At 67.2% G+C, this 16,278-nt stretch carries 16 protein-coding genes; 12 read left to right on the forward strand and 4 right to left on the reverse strand.

What is annotated here, in order from left to right:
• Positions 1 to 160: 160 nt before the first annotated feature.
• Genes EV643_RS18865 through EV643_RS18905 form a run of 9 tightly spaced genes read left to right on the forward strand, consistent with a single transcriptional unit; the run spans position 161 to position 9,944 of the window.
• Complete coding sequence (locus EV643_RS18865; protein WP_133801391.1) at positions 161 to 1,795, forward strand: carbamoyltransferase family protein; 1,635 nt, start codon at positions 161 to 163, stop codon at positions 1,793 to 1,795.
• On the forward strand, positions 1,792 to 3,237 hold the full coding sequence (locus EV643_RS18870) for an HAD-IIIA family hydrolase (RefSeq protein WP_133801392.1): 1,446 nt from the start codon (positions 1,792 to 1,794) through the stop codon (positions 3,235 to 3,237). The genes EV643_RS18865 and EV643_RS18870 overlap by 4 nt, the downstream gene beginning before the upstream one ends.
• Entirely contained in the window at positions 3,234 to 4,232 is a 999-nt protein-coding gene (locus EV643_RS18875) for a glycosyltransferase family 9 protein (protein WP_133801393.1), read from the forward strand. The genes EV643_RS18870 and EV643_RS18875 overlap by 4 nt, the downstream gene beginning before the upstream one ends.
• Entirely contained in the window at positions 4,229 to 5,188 is a 960-nt protein-coding gene (locus tag EV643_RS18880; protein ID WP_133801394.1) for a glycosyltransferase, read from the forward strand. Before EV643_RS18875 ends, EV643_RS18880 begins: the two co-directional genes overlap by 4 nt.
• Entirely contained in the window at positions 5,185 to 6,387 is a 1,203-nt protein-coding gene (locus EV643_RS18885) for a glycosyltransferase (protein WP_133801395.1), read from the forward strand. The genes EV643_RS18880 and EV643_RS18885 overlap by 4 nt, the downstream gene beginning before the upstream one ends.
• Complete coding sequence (locus EV643_RS18890) at positions 6,387 to 6,995, forward strand: D-sedoheptulose-7-phosphate isomerase (RefSeq protein ID WP_133801396.1); 609 nt, start codon at positions 6,387 to 6,389, stop codon at positions 6,993 to 6,995. Before EV643_RS18885 ends, EV643_RS18890 begins: the two co-directional genes overlap by 1 nt.
• Positions 6,992 to 8,335 carry a PfkB family carbohydrate kinase gene (locus tag EV643_RS18895; RefSeq protein ID WP_133801397.1) on the forward strand — a complete coding sequence of 448 codons (1,344 nt, stop codon included), beginning with the start codon at positions 6,992 to 6,994 and terminating at the stop codon, positions 8,333 to 8,335. Before EV643_RS18890 ends, EV643_RS18895 begins: the two co-directional genes overlap by 4 nt.
• A complete protein-coding gene (locus EV643_RS18900) occupies positions 8,335 to 9,021 on the forward strand; it encodes an SDR family oxidoreductase (protein WP_133801398.1) in 687 nt (228 codons plus the stop codon). Before EV643_RS18895 ends, EV643_RS18900 begins: the two co-directional genes overlap by 1 nt.
• Positions 9,018 to 9,944, forward strand: a complete 927-nt coding sequence (locus EV643_RS18905) for a glycosyltransferase family 9 protein (protein WP_202869613.1) — start codon at positions 9,018 to 9,020, stop codon at positions 9,942 to 9,944. Before EV643_RS18900 ends, EV643_RS18905 begins: the two co-directional genes overlap by 4 nt.
• Here EV643_RS18905 and EV643_RS18910 read toward each other — a convergent pair.
• Together EV643_RS18910 and EV643_RS18915 are read right to left on the reverse strand one after the other, a co-directional pair.
• Positions 9,883 to 10,845, reverse strand: coding sequence for a UDP-glucuronic acid decarboxylase family protein (locus tag EV643_RS18910; RefSeq protein ID WP_133801400.1), 963 nt, complete (start codon positions 10,843 to 10,845; stop codon positions 9,883 to 9,885). The two genes, EV643_RS18905 and EV643_RS18910, sit on opposite strands and share 62 nt — an antisense overlap.
• Positions 10,846 to 10,946: 101 nt before the next feature.
• Positions 10,947 to 11,585, reverse strand: a complete 639-nt coding sequence (locus tag EV643_RS18915; protein WP_238165661.1) for a sigma-70 family RNA polymerase sigma factor — start codon at positions 11,583 to 11,585, stop codon at positions 10,947 to 10,949.
• Between the two features lie 609 nt (positions 11,586 to 12,194).
• Between EV643_RS18915 and EV643_RS18920 the strand changes: the two genes are divergently transcribed.
• Positions 12,195 to 13,145 (forward strand): acyl-CoA desaturase, encoded by a 951-nt coding sequence (locus EV643_RS18920; RefSeq protein ID WP_238165662.1) that lies wholly within the window; start codon positions 12,195 to 12,197, stop codon positions 13,143 to 13,145.
• A 61-nt stretch (positions 13,146 to 13,206) separates the two neighbouring features.
• Complete coding sequence (locus tag EV643_RS18925) at positions 13,207 to 13,947, forward strand: catalase family protein (RefSeq protein ID WP_133801403.1); 741 nt, start codon at positions 13,207 to 13,209, stop codon at positions 13,945 to 13,947.
• A 32-nt stretch (positions 13,948 to 13,979) separates the two neighbouring features.
• Here EV643_RS18925 and EV643_RS18930 read toward each other — a convergent pair whose 3' ends face one another.
• A complete protein-coding gene (locus tag EV643_RS18930) occupies positions 13,980 to 14,327 on the reverse strand; it encodes a COG4705 family protein (RefSeq protein WP_133801404.1) in 348 nt (115 codons plus the stop codon).
• A gap of 434 nt (positions 14,328 to 14,761) precedes the next feature.
• Complete coding sequence (locus tag EV643_RS18935) at positions 14,762 to 15,754, reverse strand: iron-containing redox enzyme family protein (RefSeq protein WP_133801405.1); 993 nt, start codon at positions 15,752 to 15,754, stop codon at positions 14,762 to 14,764.
• Between the two features lie 86 nt (positions 15,755 to 15,840).
• Between EV643_RS18935 and EV643_RS18940 the strand changes: the two genes are divergently transcribed.
• Complete coding sequence (locus EV643_RS18940) at positions 15,841 to 16,050, forward strand: CDGSH iron-sulfur domain-containing protein (protein ID WP_133801406.1); 210 nt, start codon at positions 15,841 to 15,843, stop codon at positions 16,048 to 16,050.
• The last annotated feature ends 228 nt before the right edge of the window (positions 16,051 to 16,278 follow it).

Below are 16,278 nucleotides of genomic sequence, written 5' to 3' on the forward strand. Positions count from 1 at the left end.
TTCTTCTGATCGGCTGCCTAGGTAGCCCAACAGAGCCTCAACAAACCTCCATGTCGCCAAGCGTCCGATGTTTGTCAGCCGCGGTCGAAATCAGCGCTACTCCACGTGTAGGAGGCGCTTTGCGGGGTACCTACGCGTCTCGTTCGAGGAGGTGGACACGATGCGGGTGCTGGGGGTGAACGCGATTTTCCACGATCCGTCGGCGGCCTTGGTCGTCGACGGCAGGATCGTCGCGGCGGCAGAGGAAGAGCGGTTCAGCCGGCGCAAGCATGGAAAGCGCCCGGTGCCGTGGTCGGCGTGGGAACTGCCCGAACAGGCGATGCGATGGTGCCTCCAAGAGGCCGGCCTTCGGCCCGAGGACATCGACGTGGTGGGCTACTCGTTCGACCCCGCGCTGTGTGTCGACCTGGCCGAACTGGGCGTGTCCGACCCCGGCGATCGGGTGCGAACCGACTACGCCCGCCGTGCGCCCAAGTTTCTCAGCGCGGCTCTGCGCGGCCTGGATCCGGCCAAGGGGACGTTCGTGCCGCATCATGTCGCTCATGCCGCGTCCGCCGGCCTGGCAGCGCCGTACCAGCAGAGCGCCTGCCTCGTTCTCGATGGCCGGGGCGAGCGGGCCTCGCATCTGGCGGGCAGGTACGACGGACCAGAGCTGCAAGTGTTGGCCACACAGGAGCTGCCCCACTCGCTCGGTTTGCTGTACGAGGACCTGACCGACCACCTCGGGTTCCTCCGCTCGAGCGATGAATACAAAGTGATGGCGTATGCCTCCTACGGCAAGCCACGCCACCTTGCCGACTTCCGAGAACTGGTCCGGACGACAGATGACGGCGGATTCCGGACGGCGAAGGTGGACTGGTCGGCGTACGCACCGAAGGTCGAACCTGGCGACCAACTCACAGGCGCCCATGCGGACCTTGCCTGCAGCGTGCAGCGACGGCTGGAGGAGGTCATGCTCGAGCTCGCGACATGGCTGCACGAGCAGACCGGCACACGGGCGCTGACCATGGCCGGCGGCACCGCCCTCAACTGTGTAGCCAACTCGGTCCTGGCCCGTAAGGGTCCGTACGACCACGTCTGGGTCCAGCCTGCCGCGGGAGACGCTGGTACGGCGCTGGGTGCCGCCCTTCAACTGAGTGCCGCAAGCGGACGACCCGAACCGATGCGAACACCCGCACTCGGGCGTGGCTGGACCGACGAGCAACTGAGGGCACGACTCGAGCAGGCCGCGCTGCCCTTCGAGACACCCACGGACCTGGCGGCAGTGATCGCACAAGAGTTGGCTGACGACCGGATTGTCGCCTGGTATCAAGGCAGGTCGGAGTGCGGACCACGTGCCCTCGGACATCGTTCGTTGCTCGCACATCCCGGGCGTCGGAAGAACCTGGAGCGTCTCAACGACATCAAAGGCCGCGAACAGTTCCGGCCGATCGCGCCGCTGGTGCTGGCAGACCGCGCCGCCGAGATCTTCGACGGCCCACTCCCCAGCCCCTACATGCTCTTCGTGCACGACGTCTCACCAGCTTGGCAGCAACGGATCCCGGCGGTCGTCCACGTCGACGGGACCGCGCGCATCCAGACGGTGGACCCGGCGGACGAGTCGCTGCTGGCAAGGCTTCTCGATCAGTTCGAGCTGCGCACCGGGCTACCAGTTCTGGTCAACACCAGTCTCAACACCGCCGGACGCCCAATGGTCGACAGCCCGTCGGATGCGCTCGAGCTGTTCGGCTCGACGCCTGCGGACGTGCTTGTCATCGGCCCTCATGTCGTACGGCGGGCGGGAGCGTTCCGTTGAGCGGCCTCACCATCGTGATCCCGACGATCGGCCGTAGCTGCCTGACGAATCTGATCGCCGATCTCGCATCGCAACAGTTGCACGAGGCAACGATCTGCGTGGTGGACGACCGCCCGGATCCGGACCGTCCGCTGACCTGTGCTCACCGCGTACTGCGCTCCGGCGGCCGAGGTCCGGCCGCCGCCCGCAACGTCGGCTGGCGAGCGGCAGACACCGAGTGGATCGCTTTCCTGGACGACGACGTACGACTCCCTGAGGGCTGGCTCTCTGCGCTGTACGACGATCTTCGGCGGGTCGACGACCGCGTTGCCGGCGTACAAGGTGTGATCGAGGTACCGACCTCGGCGAAGCCTACCGACTGGGAACGCAGTACGGCGGGACTTGAACGCGCCAGATGGGCTACCGCGGACATGGCGTATCGCCGCGCCGCGCTGGAGCAGGTGGGCGGATTCGACGAGCGGTTCCCCAGGGCTTTCCGCGAAGATGCCGATCTGGCGCTGCGGATGAGGCGCCATGGCTGGAGGCTTGTCGAGGGACACCGGCACGTGATCCATCCCGTGCGCAACGAGGGCTTTTGGATCAGCGTCCAAGTGCAACGCGGCAATGCCGACGACGCGCTGATGCGCGCCGCCCATGGCCGGCGCTGGCGCACCCTGGCCGAGTGTCCACCGGGCCGGCTCGAGTGGCACGTCGCGACGGTGCTCTGCGCGGCCGCTGCTGTCCTGATCACCAGGAAAGCCACCGCGATCTGGGTCCTTCTGACCGCCGACTTCGCCCGGCGTCGCATCATGCCCGGTCCGCGGACCTCAGACGAGGTTATTCGAATGGCGGTCACGTCTGCCGTCCTGCCCTTCGCTGCTGTCTGGCATCGCGCGCGTGGATCATGGCGGCATCGCGGCAGTAAGGCTTGGACGGGAAATGTCAGCGCCGTCCTCTTCGATCGAGACGGAACGCTCATCCAGGACGTGCCCTACAACGGCGATCCCGATCAGGTGCACCCCGTGCCACAGGCTCACGAAGCACTGCGCAGGCTGAAGCGGGCCGGACTGGCTGTCGGGGTGATCACGAACCAGTCCGGGATCGGCCGAGACCTGATCACTGCCGAAGAGGTTGCCGCGGTCAACAGACGGATCGACGAGTTGCTCGGTCCGTTCGACACCTGGCAGGTCTGTCCGCACTCGGAGGCCGACGGCTGCGCCTGCCGTAAGCCCGCGGCAGGACTCGTTCTGGCAGCGGCTGCAGACCTCGGCGTCCCACCGAGCCACGTGGTGGTCATCGGCGACATTGGCTCCGATGTCGCCGCCGCCGAAGCCGCGGGGGCTCGCTCTGTGCTGGTGCCCAACGAGAAGACCCGTGCAGACGAGGTGCGGGCGGCCCGCATCGTGCGGCCAGATCTCCTCGCCGCGGTCGACCACGTACTGGAGAACGGACGGCGTCGATGAGAACCGTGCTGATCATCCGGATGGACAACGACGGCGACGTCCTGCTGGCCGGCCCCGCCGTCCGGGCCGTCGCGGCGACCGATCGGGTCGTGCTGCTGGTGGCGCCCTCAGGTGAACAAGCAGCGAGGCTGCTACCAGGTGTCCGCGACGTGTACGTCTGGCCGTGCCCGTGGACAGGTTTCGATCCGCCGCAGGTCGACCGGCGCAGCGTGAACACGCTGATCGATGCACTGGCGATCCAGCATATCGGCGCGGCGATCGTGCTCACGTCGTACCACCAGAGCCCGTTGCCGATGGCCCTGATCCTGCGTATGGCCGGTATCAAGTTCGTCGCCGCCGACTCGGAGGACTACCCGGGATCACTCCTGGATCTGCGGCACCGGGCCGCCTGCGGTCATGAGGTCGAGCGCTCGCTGGCACTGGTGAGGGCGCTGGGCTACAACCTGCCGAACGGTGACGACGGCCGGCTGATGATCAAGGATGCTCTGCCGGCCGTTGACGACGGGCCGTTCATCGTCGTCCATCCCAGTGCGTCGGTGCCCGCCAGGACCGCCTCCGCGGATCACTGGACAGCGATGGTCAAGGCCCTCGCGGCCGATGGGAACAGGGTCGTGGTCACCGGCTCGGCAGCTGAACGGGACCTGACCGCGAAAGTTGCCGGAAGCAACGCGGTCGATCTCGGCGGCCGCACCAGCTACCGGCAACTGGCGGCGCTGCTGCGGGCCGCCCGCGTGGTCGTCGTCGGGAACACTGGTCCCGCACATCTCGCCGCCGCCGTCGGAACCCCGGTGGTGTCGCTCTTCTCCCCCGTCGTGCCCGCTGACCAATGGGCGCCCTGGCGGGTGCCCTCCGTCGTCCTGGGCGACCAGCAGGCCCCGTGCCGCGCCTCGCGAGCGAGGGTTTGCCCGATCCCCGGGCACCCCTGCCTGGACGACGTGGCGCCGGAGGAAGTGGTCACTGCCACTCGCACGTTGATCGAGGAGGTCGCCGCATGAGGATCCTGGCATGGCATGTCCACGCGGCCTGGATGACATCGTTCGTCCAAGGCGCGCACGAGTACTACGTCCCGGTGCTGTCGGATCGTGGACCGGACGGCATGGGACGCGCGCAGACATACCCGTGGCCCGACTCCGTGCGGGAGCTGACCCCCGAAGAGCTTCGGCGGACCGACTTCGACGTGGTCGTTCTTCAGCGCCCCCACGAACTCGAGCTTTTCCACCGCTGGACCGGCCATGCACTCGGCCGGAACGGCCGACCTGCCGTGTACGTCGAGCACAACACACCAAGGGGGGATGTCAACGACTGGCGTCACCCGCTGGCCGACCGCGGCGACATCCCCATCGTGCACGTGACAGAGTTCAACCGGACGATGTGGGACAACGGTCTCGCGCCCGCAGAGGTGATCGAGCACGGTGTTCCGGACTACGGGTACCAGTACACCGGAACCCTCGACTCACTCGTCGTCTCGATCAACGAACCCGTCCGGCGGTCACGAGTCGCGGGTTTGGATCTGGTCGCCACCATCGCCGAGCAGGTACCGGTCAGCGTTTACGGCCTGGGTACGGAGGAGCTGTCCGCGCGGATCCACCGCGGACTGGCCGTCACGGGCTCGCTGTCCCAGGACGAGTTGCACCGGCGGATGGCGATGCACTTCGCATACCTGCACCCGTACCGCTGGACCAGTCTCGGTTTGGCACTGATCGAGGCGATGACGCTGGGCATGCCCGTCCTCGTCGTCGCGGCCACTGCCGCACCGGAGGCTGTCCCGCCCGAGACGGGAGTCGTCACCTCGAGGCTCGATCTACTGGCGCGCACCGCGTCGCGCTGGCTGTCGGACCCCGACGAGGCCCGTCGATGCGGTCTCGCGGCGAGAGCACACGCGCTGGCTCATTTCGGGCTGCCGAGGTTCCTCGACGACTGGGACCGCATGCTGAAGGAGGTTTGCCGATGAGAATCGCGATGGTGTCCGAGCACGCCAGCCCGCTGGCCGTACTCGGCGGTGCCGACGCGGGTGGACAGAACGTCCATGTGGCGGCGCTCTCCCAGGCACTCGCCGGCCGCGGTCATCAGGTCGAGATCTACACGCGACGTGATGACCCCGACAGCCCGGAGCGCGTGCCGTTGGGCGCAGGCGTTGACGTGGTCCATGTACCAGCCGGACCCGCCCAGCAGGTTCCGAAGGACAGCCTGCTGCCGTACATGCAGACGTTCGGGCAGTGGATCGGGCAGCGCTGGTCCCAGGATCCCCCGGACGTCGTACATGCTCACTTCTGGATGTCGGGCGTCGCCTGCCTCGAGGCGCGCCGCGCGGTTTCCTTTCCGCTCGCGCAGACGTTCCACGCCCTCGGTGTGGTGAAACGCCGCCACCAGGGTGCCGCCGACACCAGTCCACACCGGCGGGTGGAATTCGAGGCTCGGTTGGCGTCCGAGGCGGACGCCGTCATCGCGACCGCCACCGACGAAGTACGTGAGCTACTGGCTCTCGGAGCACCCGCTGGTTCGCTGCACGTCGTTCCCTGTGGCGTGGAAATCTTCAAGCCCTCGCTGCCGCAGGATCACTGGTGGCACGGCCATGACGGGCGCATCCTCTCCCTCGGCCGTTTGGTCGAACGCAAAGGTGTCGACACCGTTCTCGAGGCCGTCAGCCGGCTTCCTCGAGCGGAGCTCGTCGTCGCCGGCGGCCCCACTGACGTCTTCGAGGATGATCCTGAGGTACGGCGGTTGCGTGCGGAAGCGGAGCGTCTCGGGGTGGCGGATCGAGTCCACCTGGTCGGTGCGGTGTCCCGGACCGACATACCCGCGCTGATCCGTTCCGCTGACGTGGTCGTGTGTACACCCTGGTACGAACCATTCGGCATCGTGCCGCTGGAAGCGATGTCCTGCGGCCGGCCGGTCGTCGCCGCCGCGGTCGGTGGCCTGCTCGATACCGTTGTCGACGGCGTCACCGGCATCCACGTCCCGCCGAAAGATCCCGAGCGACTGGCCGCAGTGCTCGCCGAGCTCCTCGGCAATCCGCCACTGCGTAGACGGCTGGGCCGCGCCGGCGCGGCAAGGGTGGCGCAGCGATACACCTGGACGACCGTTGCGGCCGAGACCGAGGACGTCTACAGCCGCATCATGGCGCCGCTGCCCACGGGCAGGACACGCTGATGGCAGGATTCGGATCGCTCACCCAACATCTCGTGCATCTACACGACGGACTGGTGAGCCTGGAACGCCAGGACTCGACCATCGATGCCTGTGGCCGTGAGCTGGCCGACCTCCTGTCGAGCGGCCACCGACTACTTGCTGCAGGCAACGGTGGGAGCGCGGCCGAGGCACAGCACTTGACCGCCGAGCTGGTCGGCCGCTTCGAGGCGCCGGACCGGCCCCCGCTGTCCGCCATCGCTCTGCACGCCGAGACGTCGAGCCTGACGGCGATCGGCAACGACTTCGGTCCTGACGACATCTTTGCCCGCCAGGTCCGAGCGCACGGGCGTCCAGGCGACGTCCTGCTGCTGCTGTCCACGAGCGGCCACAGCACGAACCTGCTGACGGCCGCCACGACGGCGCGGTCCGGTGGACTTCAGGTCTGGGCTTTCACGGGACCGCGACCGAATCCGCTGGCAGCCGCGGCAGACCGGGCCGTCGCGGTCGAGTCCCCGGCGCCCACCGCCGTACAGGAAGTCCAGCTTGTCGCGGTGCACGCCTTGTGTTCGGCGGTCGAGCGCCATCTGCACACCGTCGATCCGCACGACCTCGAGAAGGTGAGCCGATGACCATACGGGTCCTGGTGGTCGGGGACGTCATGCTCGACCGTGACATCGAAGGCGACGTACACCGAGTGAGTCCCGACGCGCCTGTTCCTGTCGTTCAGGTCGAAGGCACCAGCGAGCGTGCCGGCGGTGCGGGTCTCGCGGCCGTCCTGCTCGCACGGGAGGGCGTCGAAGTCCGGCTGGCGACCGCGCTGGCCGATGACGAGCCCGCCAAGCGACTCGCCGCGTTGTTGACCGAACGCGTGCCGGTGACGGCGATTCTGGGCTCCGCCGGCACCCGGTGCAAAACGAGAATACGCAGCGCCGGGCAGTCGCTGCTGCGGCTGGATATCGAGACACCGGACGGTTTCGACGACGCGTGTGATGTCGCTGCCCTGGAAGAAGAGCTCGACCAGGCCGACGCAGTCCTGGTCTCGGATTACGCCGGCGGTGTGGTCAGCCATCCGGAGGTCCATCGGGTGCTGCGCCGGTGGGCCCCCCAGCGGGCCATGGTGTGGGACCCGCACCCGCGCGGCGCCGCGCTCGTGCCCGGGCTGACCCTCGCAACCCCCAACCGGGCCGAGGCCCGTCACTTCAGCGGCAACCCGTCGGCACCACTCGACGTGCTCGCGGCCGAGCTTCGCGACCGGTGGCAGGCCTGGGCTGTCGCGGTCACGGATGGCGGGGCCGGTGTCTTCACCGCAGCCGGGGGCACGCCGCCGTTCTTCGCGCCGGCACCGTTCAACCACTCCGGCGATGCCTGCGGCGCCGGCGATCGCTTCGCCGGTACGGCGGCAGTCAAGCTCGGAGCAGGTGCGACGGCCCGGTCCGCCATCGCGGCTGCAGTCGACGACACGGCCAGTTGGCTCGCCGCCGGAGGCGTCAGCGCCAAGGCGGTTGTCGGTGGAGCAGCATCGGGGGTGGATGCCGCCGCGGTCATTCGCCGCGTCCATGCGGCCGGTGGCACTGTGGTGGCCACCGGTGGCTGCTTCGATGTTCTGCACGCCGGCCACATCGCCAGTCTGGAGGCCGCGAGGCGGCTGGGCGACGCGTTGATCGTTCTGGTCAACTCCGACGCCAGCGTCCAACGACTGAAGGGCGCCGACCGCCCGATCAACCCGGAGCAGGACCGCTGCCGGGTGCTCGAGTCGTTGCGATGCGTCGACGCGGCCATCGTGTTCGGTGGCAACGACCCGTGCGAGCTGCTCGATGAACTGCGGCCCGACGTCTGGGCCAAGGGTGGCGACTACACGGAGGAGATGTTGCCTGAAGCACCGGTCGTCAGGAGCTGGGGCGGCCGCGTCGTGCTCGTTCCGTACCTGCCGGGACGATCCACCACCTCGATCTTGGAAGGAAGAACCTGATGAGCCTGGCCCGAGTGGTCGTCACCGGTGGCGCCAGCGGACTTGGTGCCGCCGTGGTCGCAGCCGTGCGCAAACATGGTGGAACGGCGATCGCGCTCGACCGGCACAAGCCGTCAACGGACGATGTGCCGTGGATCGAGGTCGACCTCGCCGATCCTGCCGCCGCCGAACCGGCCCTCGCCGCGGCCGAGGACGCGATCGGCGGACTGACCGGCGTGGTGACGGCTGCGGGAATCGACGCCTGCGGCCGGATTGAGGACGTGTCACTGGACGATTGGGTTCGGGTGATCCAGGTCAACCTCATCGGTACGGCGGCGGTCGCGCGGGCGGCGGTGCCACGGTTGGAGAGGAGCCATGGGCGGATCGTCACCGTCGCCTCCACCCTCGGTCTACGGGCGCTGAGCGACGCCACAGCTTACTGCGCGTCCAAGTTCGGCGTGGCCGGATTCAGCCGGGCACTGGCGGTGGAGACAGCGGGACGGGTCGGTGTCACCATGCTGGTGCCGGGCGGGATGCGGACCTCCTTCTTCGATGGGCGACCGGAGCAGTACAAACCTGGTGACGACGCGATGCTGAACGATCCGGAAGCCGTTGCGGAGAGCGTCATTCACGCGCTGAGCCAACCCGACGGCGTCGAGATCCGCGAACTCGTGGTCTGTCCGTCGGTCGAGCCCTCCTGGCCGTGACGGCTCTCCTCGCTCTGCGCGCCCTCGGTCTGGGTGACGCGCTGACCGGTGTCCCCGCGTTGCGCGGTCTTCGACGCCGGTACGCCGACCACCTGCTTCTTCTGGCCGGGCCCGAGCCGGTGTCCAACTGGCTTGCCAGTCTCGGGGTGGTCGACGGCGTCGTGTCGACGACTGATCTGTCTGGGCGACCGCCCGGACGCCGGCTGGGTTCCCATGTGGCCGTGAATCTGCACGGGCGCGGGCCGCAGAGCCATCAGTTGCTGCAGGCTGCGGCACCTCGCGAGTTGATCGCGTTCGACTCTGCGGCCGCCGGTCACCTCGCGGGTTGCCGATGGTTCGTCGACGAGCACGAGGTGGGTCGATGGTGCCGTCTCGTTGCCAGCGTCGGCGCTTCATGCGATGCGGCGGACCTGCGGCTGCCGATCACCGCAGCGAGCGATCGGGCGGTGGTGATCCATCCGGGCGCGGCGAGTATGGCGAGGCGGTGGCCGGTCACGCGGTGGGCGCACGTCGCCGCTCACTTGCGCTCCGACGGGCATCACGTCGTACTGACCGGAACGGAAGCCGAGTTGTGCCAGGCATTGTCGGTGGCCTCGGGGGCCGAGAACCTGAGCGGGCGACTGGGTATCCACCAGTTGGCCGAGCGCGTCGCGTCGGCGGCATTGGTGTTGTGCGGCGACACCGGCATCGCGCATCTGGCCACAGCCCTCGGTGTTCGGTCGGTGACACTGTTCGGGCCGGTTCCGCCTACGTGGTGGGGTCCTGCGATCGACCTCGACCTGCACACCGTGCTCTATCACGGCAGCCGCGTGGGCGATCCGCATGCCGACCGGCCCGACGAAGGGCTGTTGCGAATCAGTGTCACCGAGGTGCTGACCGCGGCACGGGCACAGCTTGCCGGAACCAGGCCACCGTCGACATGAGTCCACCCCGCCAGTCGACCGTGGGTTTCCAGCCCAAGACCTGAGTGGCGAGCGTCGTGTCCGGGCGTCGTACGCCGGGATCGTCGACCGGGCGGTCCACGAACTCGATGGTCGAGTCCGAACCTGTCGCGGCAATGACGTCCTGAGCGATGCATAGAACTGAGCGCTCGTCCGGATTGCCGATGTTGATCGGCCCGGCATGATCGCTGAACGCGAGCCGGAGGATGCCGTCGACGGTATCGGAGACATGGCACACCGACCGGGTCTGGCTGCCGTCACCGGCCACCGTCAGCGGATCGCCGGCCAGTGCCTGCCGGACGAAGGTTGGAATCGCGCGGCCGTCGTCGGGCCGCATCCGCGGTCCATAAGTGTTGAAGATGCGGACTATCGCCGTGTCAACGCCCTCGCTGCCCCGATAAGCGGTGGTGAGCGCCTCGGCATAGCGCTTTGCCTCGTCGTACACCCCGCGCGGACCTATGGGATTGACGTGTCCCCAGTACGTCTCGGGTTGCGGGTGCACCTGCGGGTCGCCGTACACCTCCGACGTACTGGCGAGCAGGAACCGGGCGTTCTTCTCCTTCGCCAGGCCGAGCGAGTGCCACGTGCCGATCGCACCGACCTTGAGCGTCTGGATCGGCAGCCGGAGGTAGTCGACCGGGGACGCCGGACTGGCGAAGTGAAGCACGACGTCTACGTCGCCCGCGACGTGGACGAACCCGGTCAGATCGCAACGCGTGAAGGTGAACTCGGGCCGCTCCATCAGGTGGGCGATATTGGCCGGCGTGCCGGTCAGCAGGCTGTCCAGGCAGGTCACTCGATGCCCGTCCGCGAGCAGTCGCTCACACAGGTGACTCCCCAAGAATCCTGCCCCACCGGTAACCACCACGTGCGCATGCTCCATCCGGCCTGGGTACCCCTGCCGCTCCCCTGAAAACGCTCAGCTCTGTGGTGGTGACCTCGGTCAGCTGTGCACTCACAAGCTGGATGGAATCCGCCGTGGCATCAGGCGGCCAGTGCGTCTTGGAGGATGCTCATGATCCGGCGCAGAAGCCGCGAGACCTGCATCTGGCTGACCCCAATCTCAGCGGCGATCTCGGCCTGGCTCCAGTGATCGATCATCCGCCGGCGGAGGATCAGCTTGTCCCGAGCGGCGAGGTTCTCGACCGCCGGGCGCAGCGTCTCGAGCTGGTTGACCAGCTCGAACGTGTTCTCCTGGTCCGGCATCAGGCTGCCGAGCGACATCGCGGACTCGACGCCCACCGGAGCGTCCAGCGACACTGGACGAAAGCATCCCAAGGCACGTTGCGCATCCCTGACATCCCCGAGTGGTACGCCGATACGGTCGGCCAACTCCTGGTCGGTCGGCCAGCGGTGCAACCGCGCAGCCAGCTCACCCTCGACGGCATTGATGGACGCCTGCAGGTTCTGGATTCGCCGCGGCGGCCGAACACTCCACGCGTAGTCCCGGAAATGCCGCTTGAGCTCGCCTCGAATGGTCGGGAAGGCATACGACCGGAAGTCCGTGTCCGGCCCTGGTACGTATCCCTGCACCGCTTTCACGAGTCCGACGTACGCGACCTGGAACAACTCCTCCCGCTCCACCCCCCGTCCGTCGTACCGTAACGCGAGCGACCGCGCCATCGCGGTACCCTGCACGATCGCTTCAGAGAGCAGGTCCGCGCGACGAGCACCGGCGGCGTTGGCCGCGTCGCGAAGCAGAGTCTCGGTGAGTGTGCGCTGTTGTTCCCAAGGCACAGGCGACGCAGATACAGAACAACTAGTCATCAGATCGACACTGGGGCGATCAATCCCGCAAAAGCTGGCACCGTCTTGACCATGGCGAGTTCGTCCCAGGTTCCCCTGGTCTGCAGTACCCCGGGTCATGCAGGGTCATTCACAGTCGGTTGCACTTCAGACGGGAAGTCGGATGTCTGCTCGGCCGCTCAGTTCGCGGTGGCTCCGAGCGCGCAAGGGCGTGTAGAGCCGCGAGTAAGTGATCGTGCGTCGGGGCACCTAAGGGATACAGCGCCGGTCCGCCCCGGGCCGACTGAAACGTCGGGGCGTCGGCGTTCAACAGCGCAGCGCTGGGCCGCCCAAGCGGCTGCTCACCAACCCCACCCGCGCTGGTGTGGGGTTGGTGAGGAGACCAACATCTAGGAGTGGGACATGACGTCAGCAGCAGATTCCGGTGAGTCGCCTCCGGGCGAATTCCAACCCGTTGGTGGCAACCTCGAGCGTGGGCTCATCTGGGTGTTCATCGTCGTGCCCACTCTCGCGCTACTGCCAGGGATCTTCTTCGCCTGGGGCGGCTGGATCGGCTGGCGCGACATCGTCCTCCTGGTCGTGTTCTACGTGATCACCGCCACCGGCATAGGCGCCGGTTACCACCGAGGCTTCACCCACGGCTCCTTCAAGAGCAAGCGTGGCCTCAAGATCGGACTCGCAATCGCCGGCAGTATGGCGCTTGAAGGACCCGTCATCCGCTGGGTGGCCGACCACCGCAAACACCACAAGTTCTCCGACAGAGAGGGCGATCCACACTCGCCCTGGCGCTACGGCACCACCGCTTGGGCGGTGACCAAGGGGTTCATCTTCGCCCATGTCGGGTGGGTGCTCTGGGGCAAGGATCGCGCCGACCCGAAGCACTACGCCCCAGACCTCCTGAACGACCGCGACATGGTTTGGATTTCGCGGCACTTCCGTGAACTGGCGGCGATCTCTCTGCTGGCACCTGCGCTCATCGGCGGGCTGTGGCGCATGTCGTGGCACGGTGCCGCTACCGGATTCTTCTGGGGCACTCTGGTCCGTATCGCCTTGATGCACCACGTCACATTCTCGATCAATTCAATCTGTCATCTCACCGGCGAGAAGCCCTTCGAGTCCCGCGACCGGTCAGGGAACGTCTGGTGGCTGGCCGTCCTGAGTCAGGGCGAGTCATGGCACAACCTCCACCACGCCGACCCCACGTGCGCACGCCACGGCGTACTCAAGGGACAGATCGACATCAACGCCTGGTTCATCAAGCGATTCGAACGGCTCGGCTGGGTGTACAACGTCAAATGGCCAGACCAGGAACGCCTCCAGAAGAAGCGTGCGGCCATAGCTTGCGCGGCGAGCTCGCGCATACCAGCAGGAGGAAAAGAAGGACACCGCCGTGGAGTGCGACGGCAAGACCCAGAACAGCCACAACCGCCAGGCTGACTGTCAGAGCTCGCGGCGGGTACCTGGAGTCGGCACGGTACCGCGATGCAAGGATTCAACTTTGTCTACAGGTCGAAAAGTCATCGATGTCATCCGGGGATCCACCGAAGCGGTGGTGCGGGAGACCTTCCGCCGGATCGCTGCCGTCCGGGGTGCCGCTGCCGTTCACCCCCACGGGGTGGCGTTCAAGGCCGAACTCGAGTTGGTTGCCCCGCTTCCTGAAGGCCGGTACGACGCTGTGGCGCGACTCTCCAAAGGCGCAGGCACCCCCGGCGACCAGGTCGACGTCCTCGGACTGGCAATCCGCGTGCAACCAGCAGCCGAGGCCGGATCCTGGGATCTACTGCTGTCCAGCGCAGGACAAGGCCGCCTGACCCGATGCTTGCCGGTCCCCGCCGGTGACTGGAGCACCGCGCGGTACAGCACGCTGGCGCCGTACGAATTCCACCACCGGTGGATATGGCTCATGGCTACGCCCCGGGGTCCAAAGGTCGGCCACTCATCTGTGATCAAGCTCGACCACAACGCACCCGAGGGGTTCACCCTCGCGATCGCCAGCCAAACAGGAGGCTGGCTCACCGTCGGCCGCCTGACTCTGCTGACCCCGCTCACGGACACGGGCGATCGGTTCGACCCGATGCTCAACTCCCCACCCGGCTGGCGGTTGGCGCCCGCGTGGTTGCGGACGATCCGGGAGATGGCCTACCAGGGCAGCCGCCGCGGACACAACGGAACTCCTGCGGCGAGGCCTCCCGCCGACAGCTCACCACAGGCGACAGCGCCGGGAGCCAGCGACGGGTAACCCTCCCAACCCACTAGCGCTCTTCGCCACCATCATTCGGCCGGCCCCAACAGGTCGGCCCGGGAGACGGTCAGGTAGACCACCAGCGCCAGGATCGCAGCCAGGAAGACGGCGCTCGTGCCGGTGGTCCCGAGGCCCAGGCCGCCGTCATCGCGGGACTGCGAAAGGTAATCGCCGATCGACGCACCGAGTGGGCGAGTCAGCACATAGGCGATCCAGAACGACAGCACCGCACCCAGCCGCAGGCCGTAGTGCGCGATCGCGACGGCTCCGATGATCCGCCCGAAAATCACAGCCGAGACCCAGTAACCGAGGCTGAGCTGCTCAGCCGCCAGGTCACCCGCCGCGGTCCCCAGCGCGAACGTGAACAAGATGGCCATCCAGTACCAGGCCTCCCGGCGCCGGGTGATGATGCTGTGGATCGACAGCGTGCCCTCCCGGCCGTACCAGACGGCGACCGTCGTACCGAGAAACCTTGATCAGCCAGAAGTAGGCAGTCACCTCCGGGACCTTGCTGAGCAGTTTCACACCAGCCGGGCTGGACGCCGAGCGCGTCAGATCAGAAGTCGTGCGCAGGACCGTAGTGGCGGCGACCTGAGCGCACGCTGAGTAACAGCGAAGACACTGTCTCGTTCAGTGCGGTTCTGGTCAACGATTACCGCCCACGCCCCAAGCTCCAGGCACGTAACCCGCAAGCAAGGCCGACTTCCAGCTGGACCGGCCTAGGCGCCGGTCCATCCGGCCTCTGGCCCCCAGTGCTAGCCCCCAGTTCTGGAGAGGTCAGCCGACGCCCGAAAGAAACACAGAGCCGGACTCATCCTGCGGCCGTATCAGCCCCGCGCAGATAGCGAGCGGACACCTTCCATTCGGTCAGCAGCTGCTCGGCGAACAGGTTGTCCACCGCAAGCGAACAGCGTGCCCCGAACAGTACGTCGCCGATCGCGTCGGGGTGTTGTTGCACATAGCTGCCGCAGAGATCGTGCGCCGCGATCTGCTCGTGGACCGCGTCCGCTTCGACATGCTCTGTGAAGTAACGTGCCTGTTCTTCCGAGGCGCCTAGTCTGGTGGCTCCGGCAGCGTACTGACGATTGGGAAGAGTGGACGTCATCTCGAGTGCTGCCAGGTGACCGAGGAGCGCGCCAGTCCAACGGCGATGGACCGCGAACAGCGACATCACATTCGACACGGCCAATGTGACGGCCGGCACCGCCGAGACGTAACAGCCGTAGCTGTCGTCGAGCCCGAGCCAGCGCATCGTCGTACGGAACAGCTCGGAATGCATCCGGTCCCGGCGGCCACCACCGTACTCGTCGGCTTCGATCTCGACCAACGCCGCCTTGGCAGCGCCGTCCAGGCGCGGGATGGCGAAGCTGTGCGGGTCGGCCTCCTTGAGCTGGTAGACAGACCGGTGCAGAACGAACTGGCGGAACCGCTCCATCGTGGCGTGCCGACGCAGGTACGGCGCCAGCCGTGGACCGTCATCGGCGTCGATCAATGCTCGCAGCTGCTCCGCGACCGGTTGATCAGTTGGACAGATCCGGCAGTTGGCTTCCAGCCAGTCGATCCAGGGCCGCTCCAACCGTGCGCGGAGAGCAATGATGCCCGGATCCCATTGGCGATCGGGGTCTACCTCGTCGAAGCCGCGATACTGCAGCTCGTAGGCGACCCAGAGGGCCAACTGCAGATCATCGTCGGCGAACGGCCGACCGGATGGCCTGACTTCGATGGTTCGGTCTCCATCGTCGCCACCCGTGAGCCGGTCGTTCAACCAGGCGCTGAGCGGCCCACGTGGCGGTGGTAGCTGCATGATCTTCTCCTCGAGGCATCGGGCTGCGGCCCCGGTACCCGCCGGAAAACCATCGTGAATCACCCTCAGGTGGGTACTACCTGTTCATGACCACGAAGGACGACAGCGCGACACAGATCCGCCCCTACCCGGACGGTCCGATCCTGGTCCGCGGCGACTTCCTGCTCTTGGACGAGGACGGCGATCCGATTCCGGCTCCACGCCGTACCATCGCACTGTGCCGCTGCGGCCGCACCGCCATACCTCCCTTCTGCGACGGCACCCACACCCTGCCCCGCCACGCCACGGCAAGCTGAGCCAAGACGTTTCCACCAGAAGTAGATACCGCGGTTGTCAACGGGTCGAGCACCTCGTACGACGCCGGAGCGTTGCGCCGCGGCGCCGAGGGTTGACTTACGCGCCGGGGGTAACCGGGGGGTCGCGGGGTTCAGAGGAGAGCCTCAGGAACGCCGGTGCGCGCTGCGCCCGGCGCGGACTGGAGGCTTGCGTGGCCAACGCCGAGTCTGTCCACCCCGCAGCGGGGG

Source organism: Kribbella caucasensis, from assembly GCF_004361855.1.
Taxonomy (GTDB): domain Bacteria; phylum Actinomycetota; class Actinomycetes; order Propionibacteriales; family Kribbellaceae; genus Kribbella; species Kribbella caucasensis.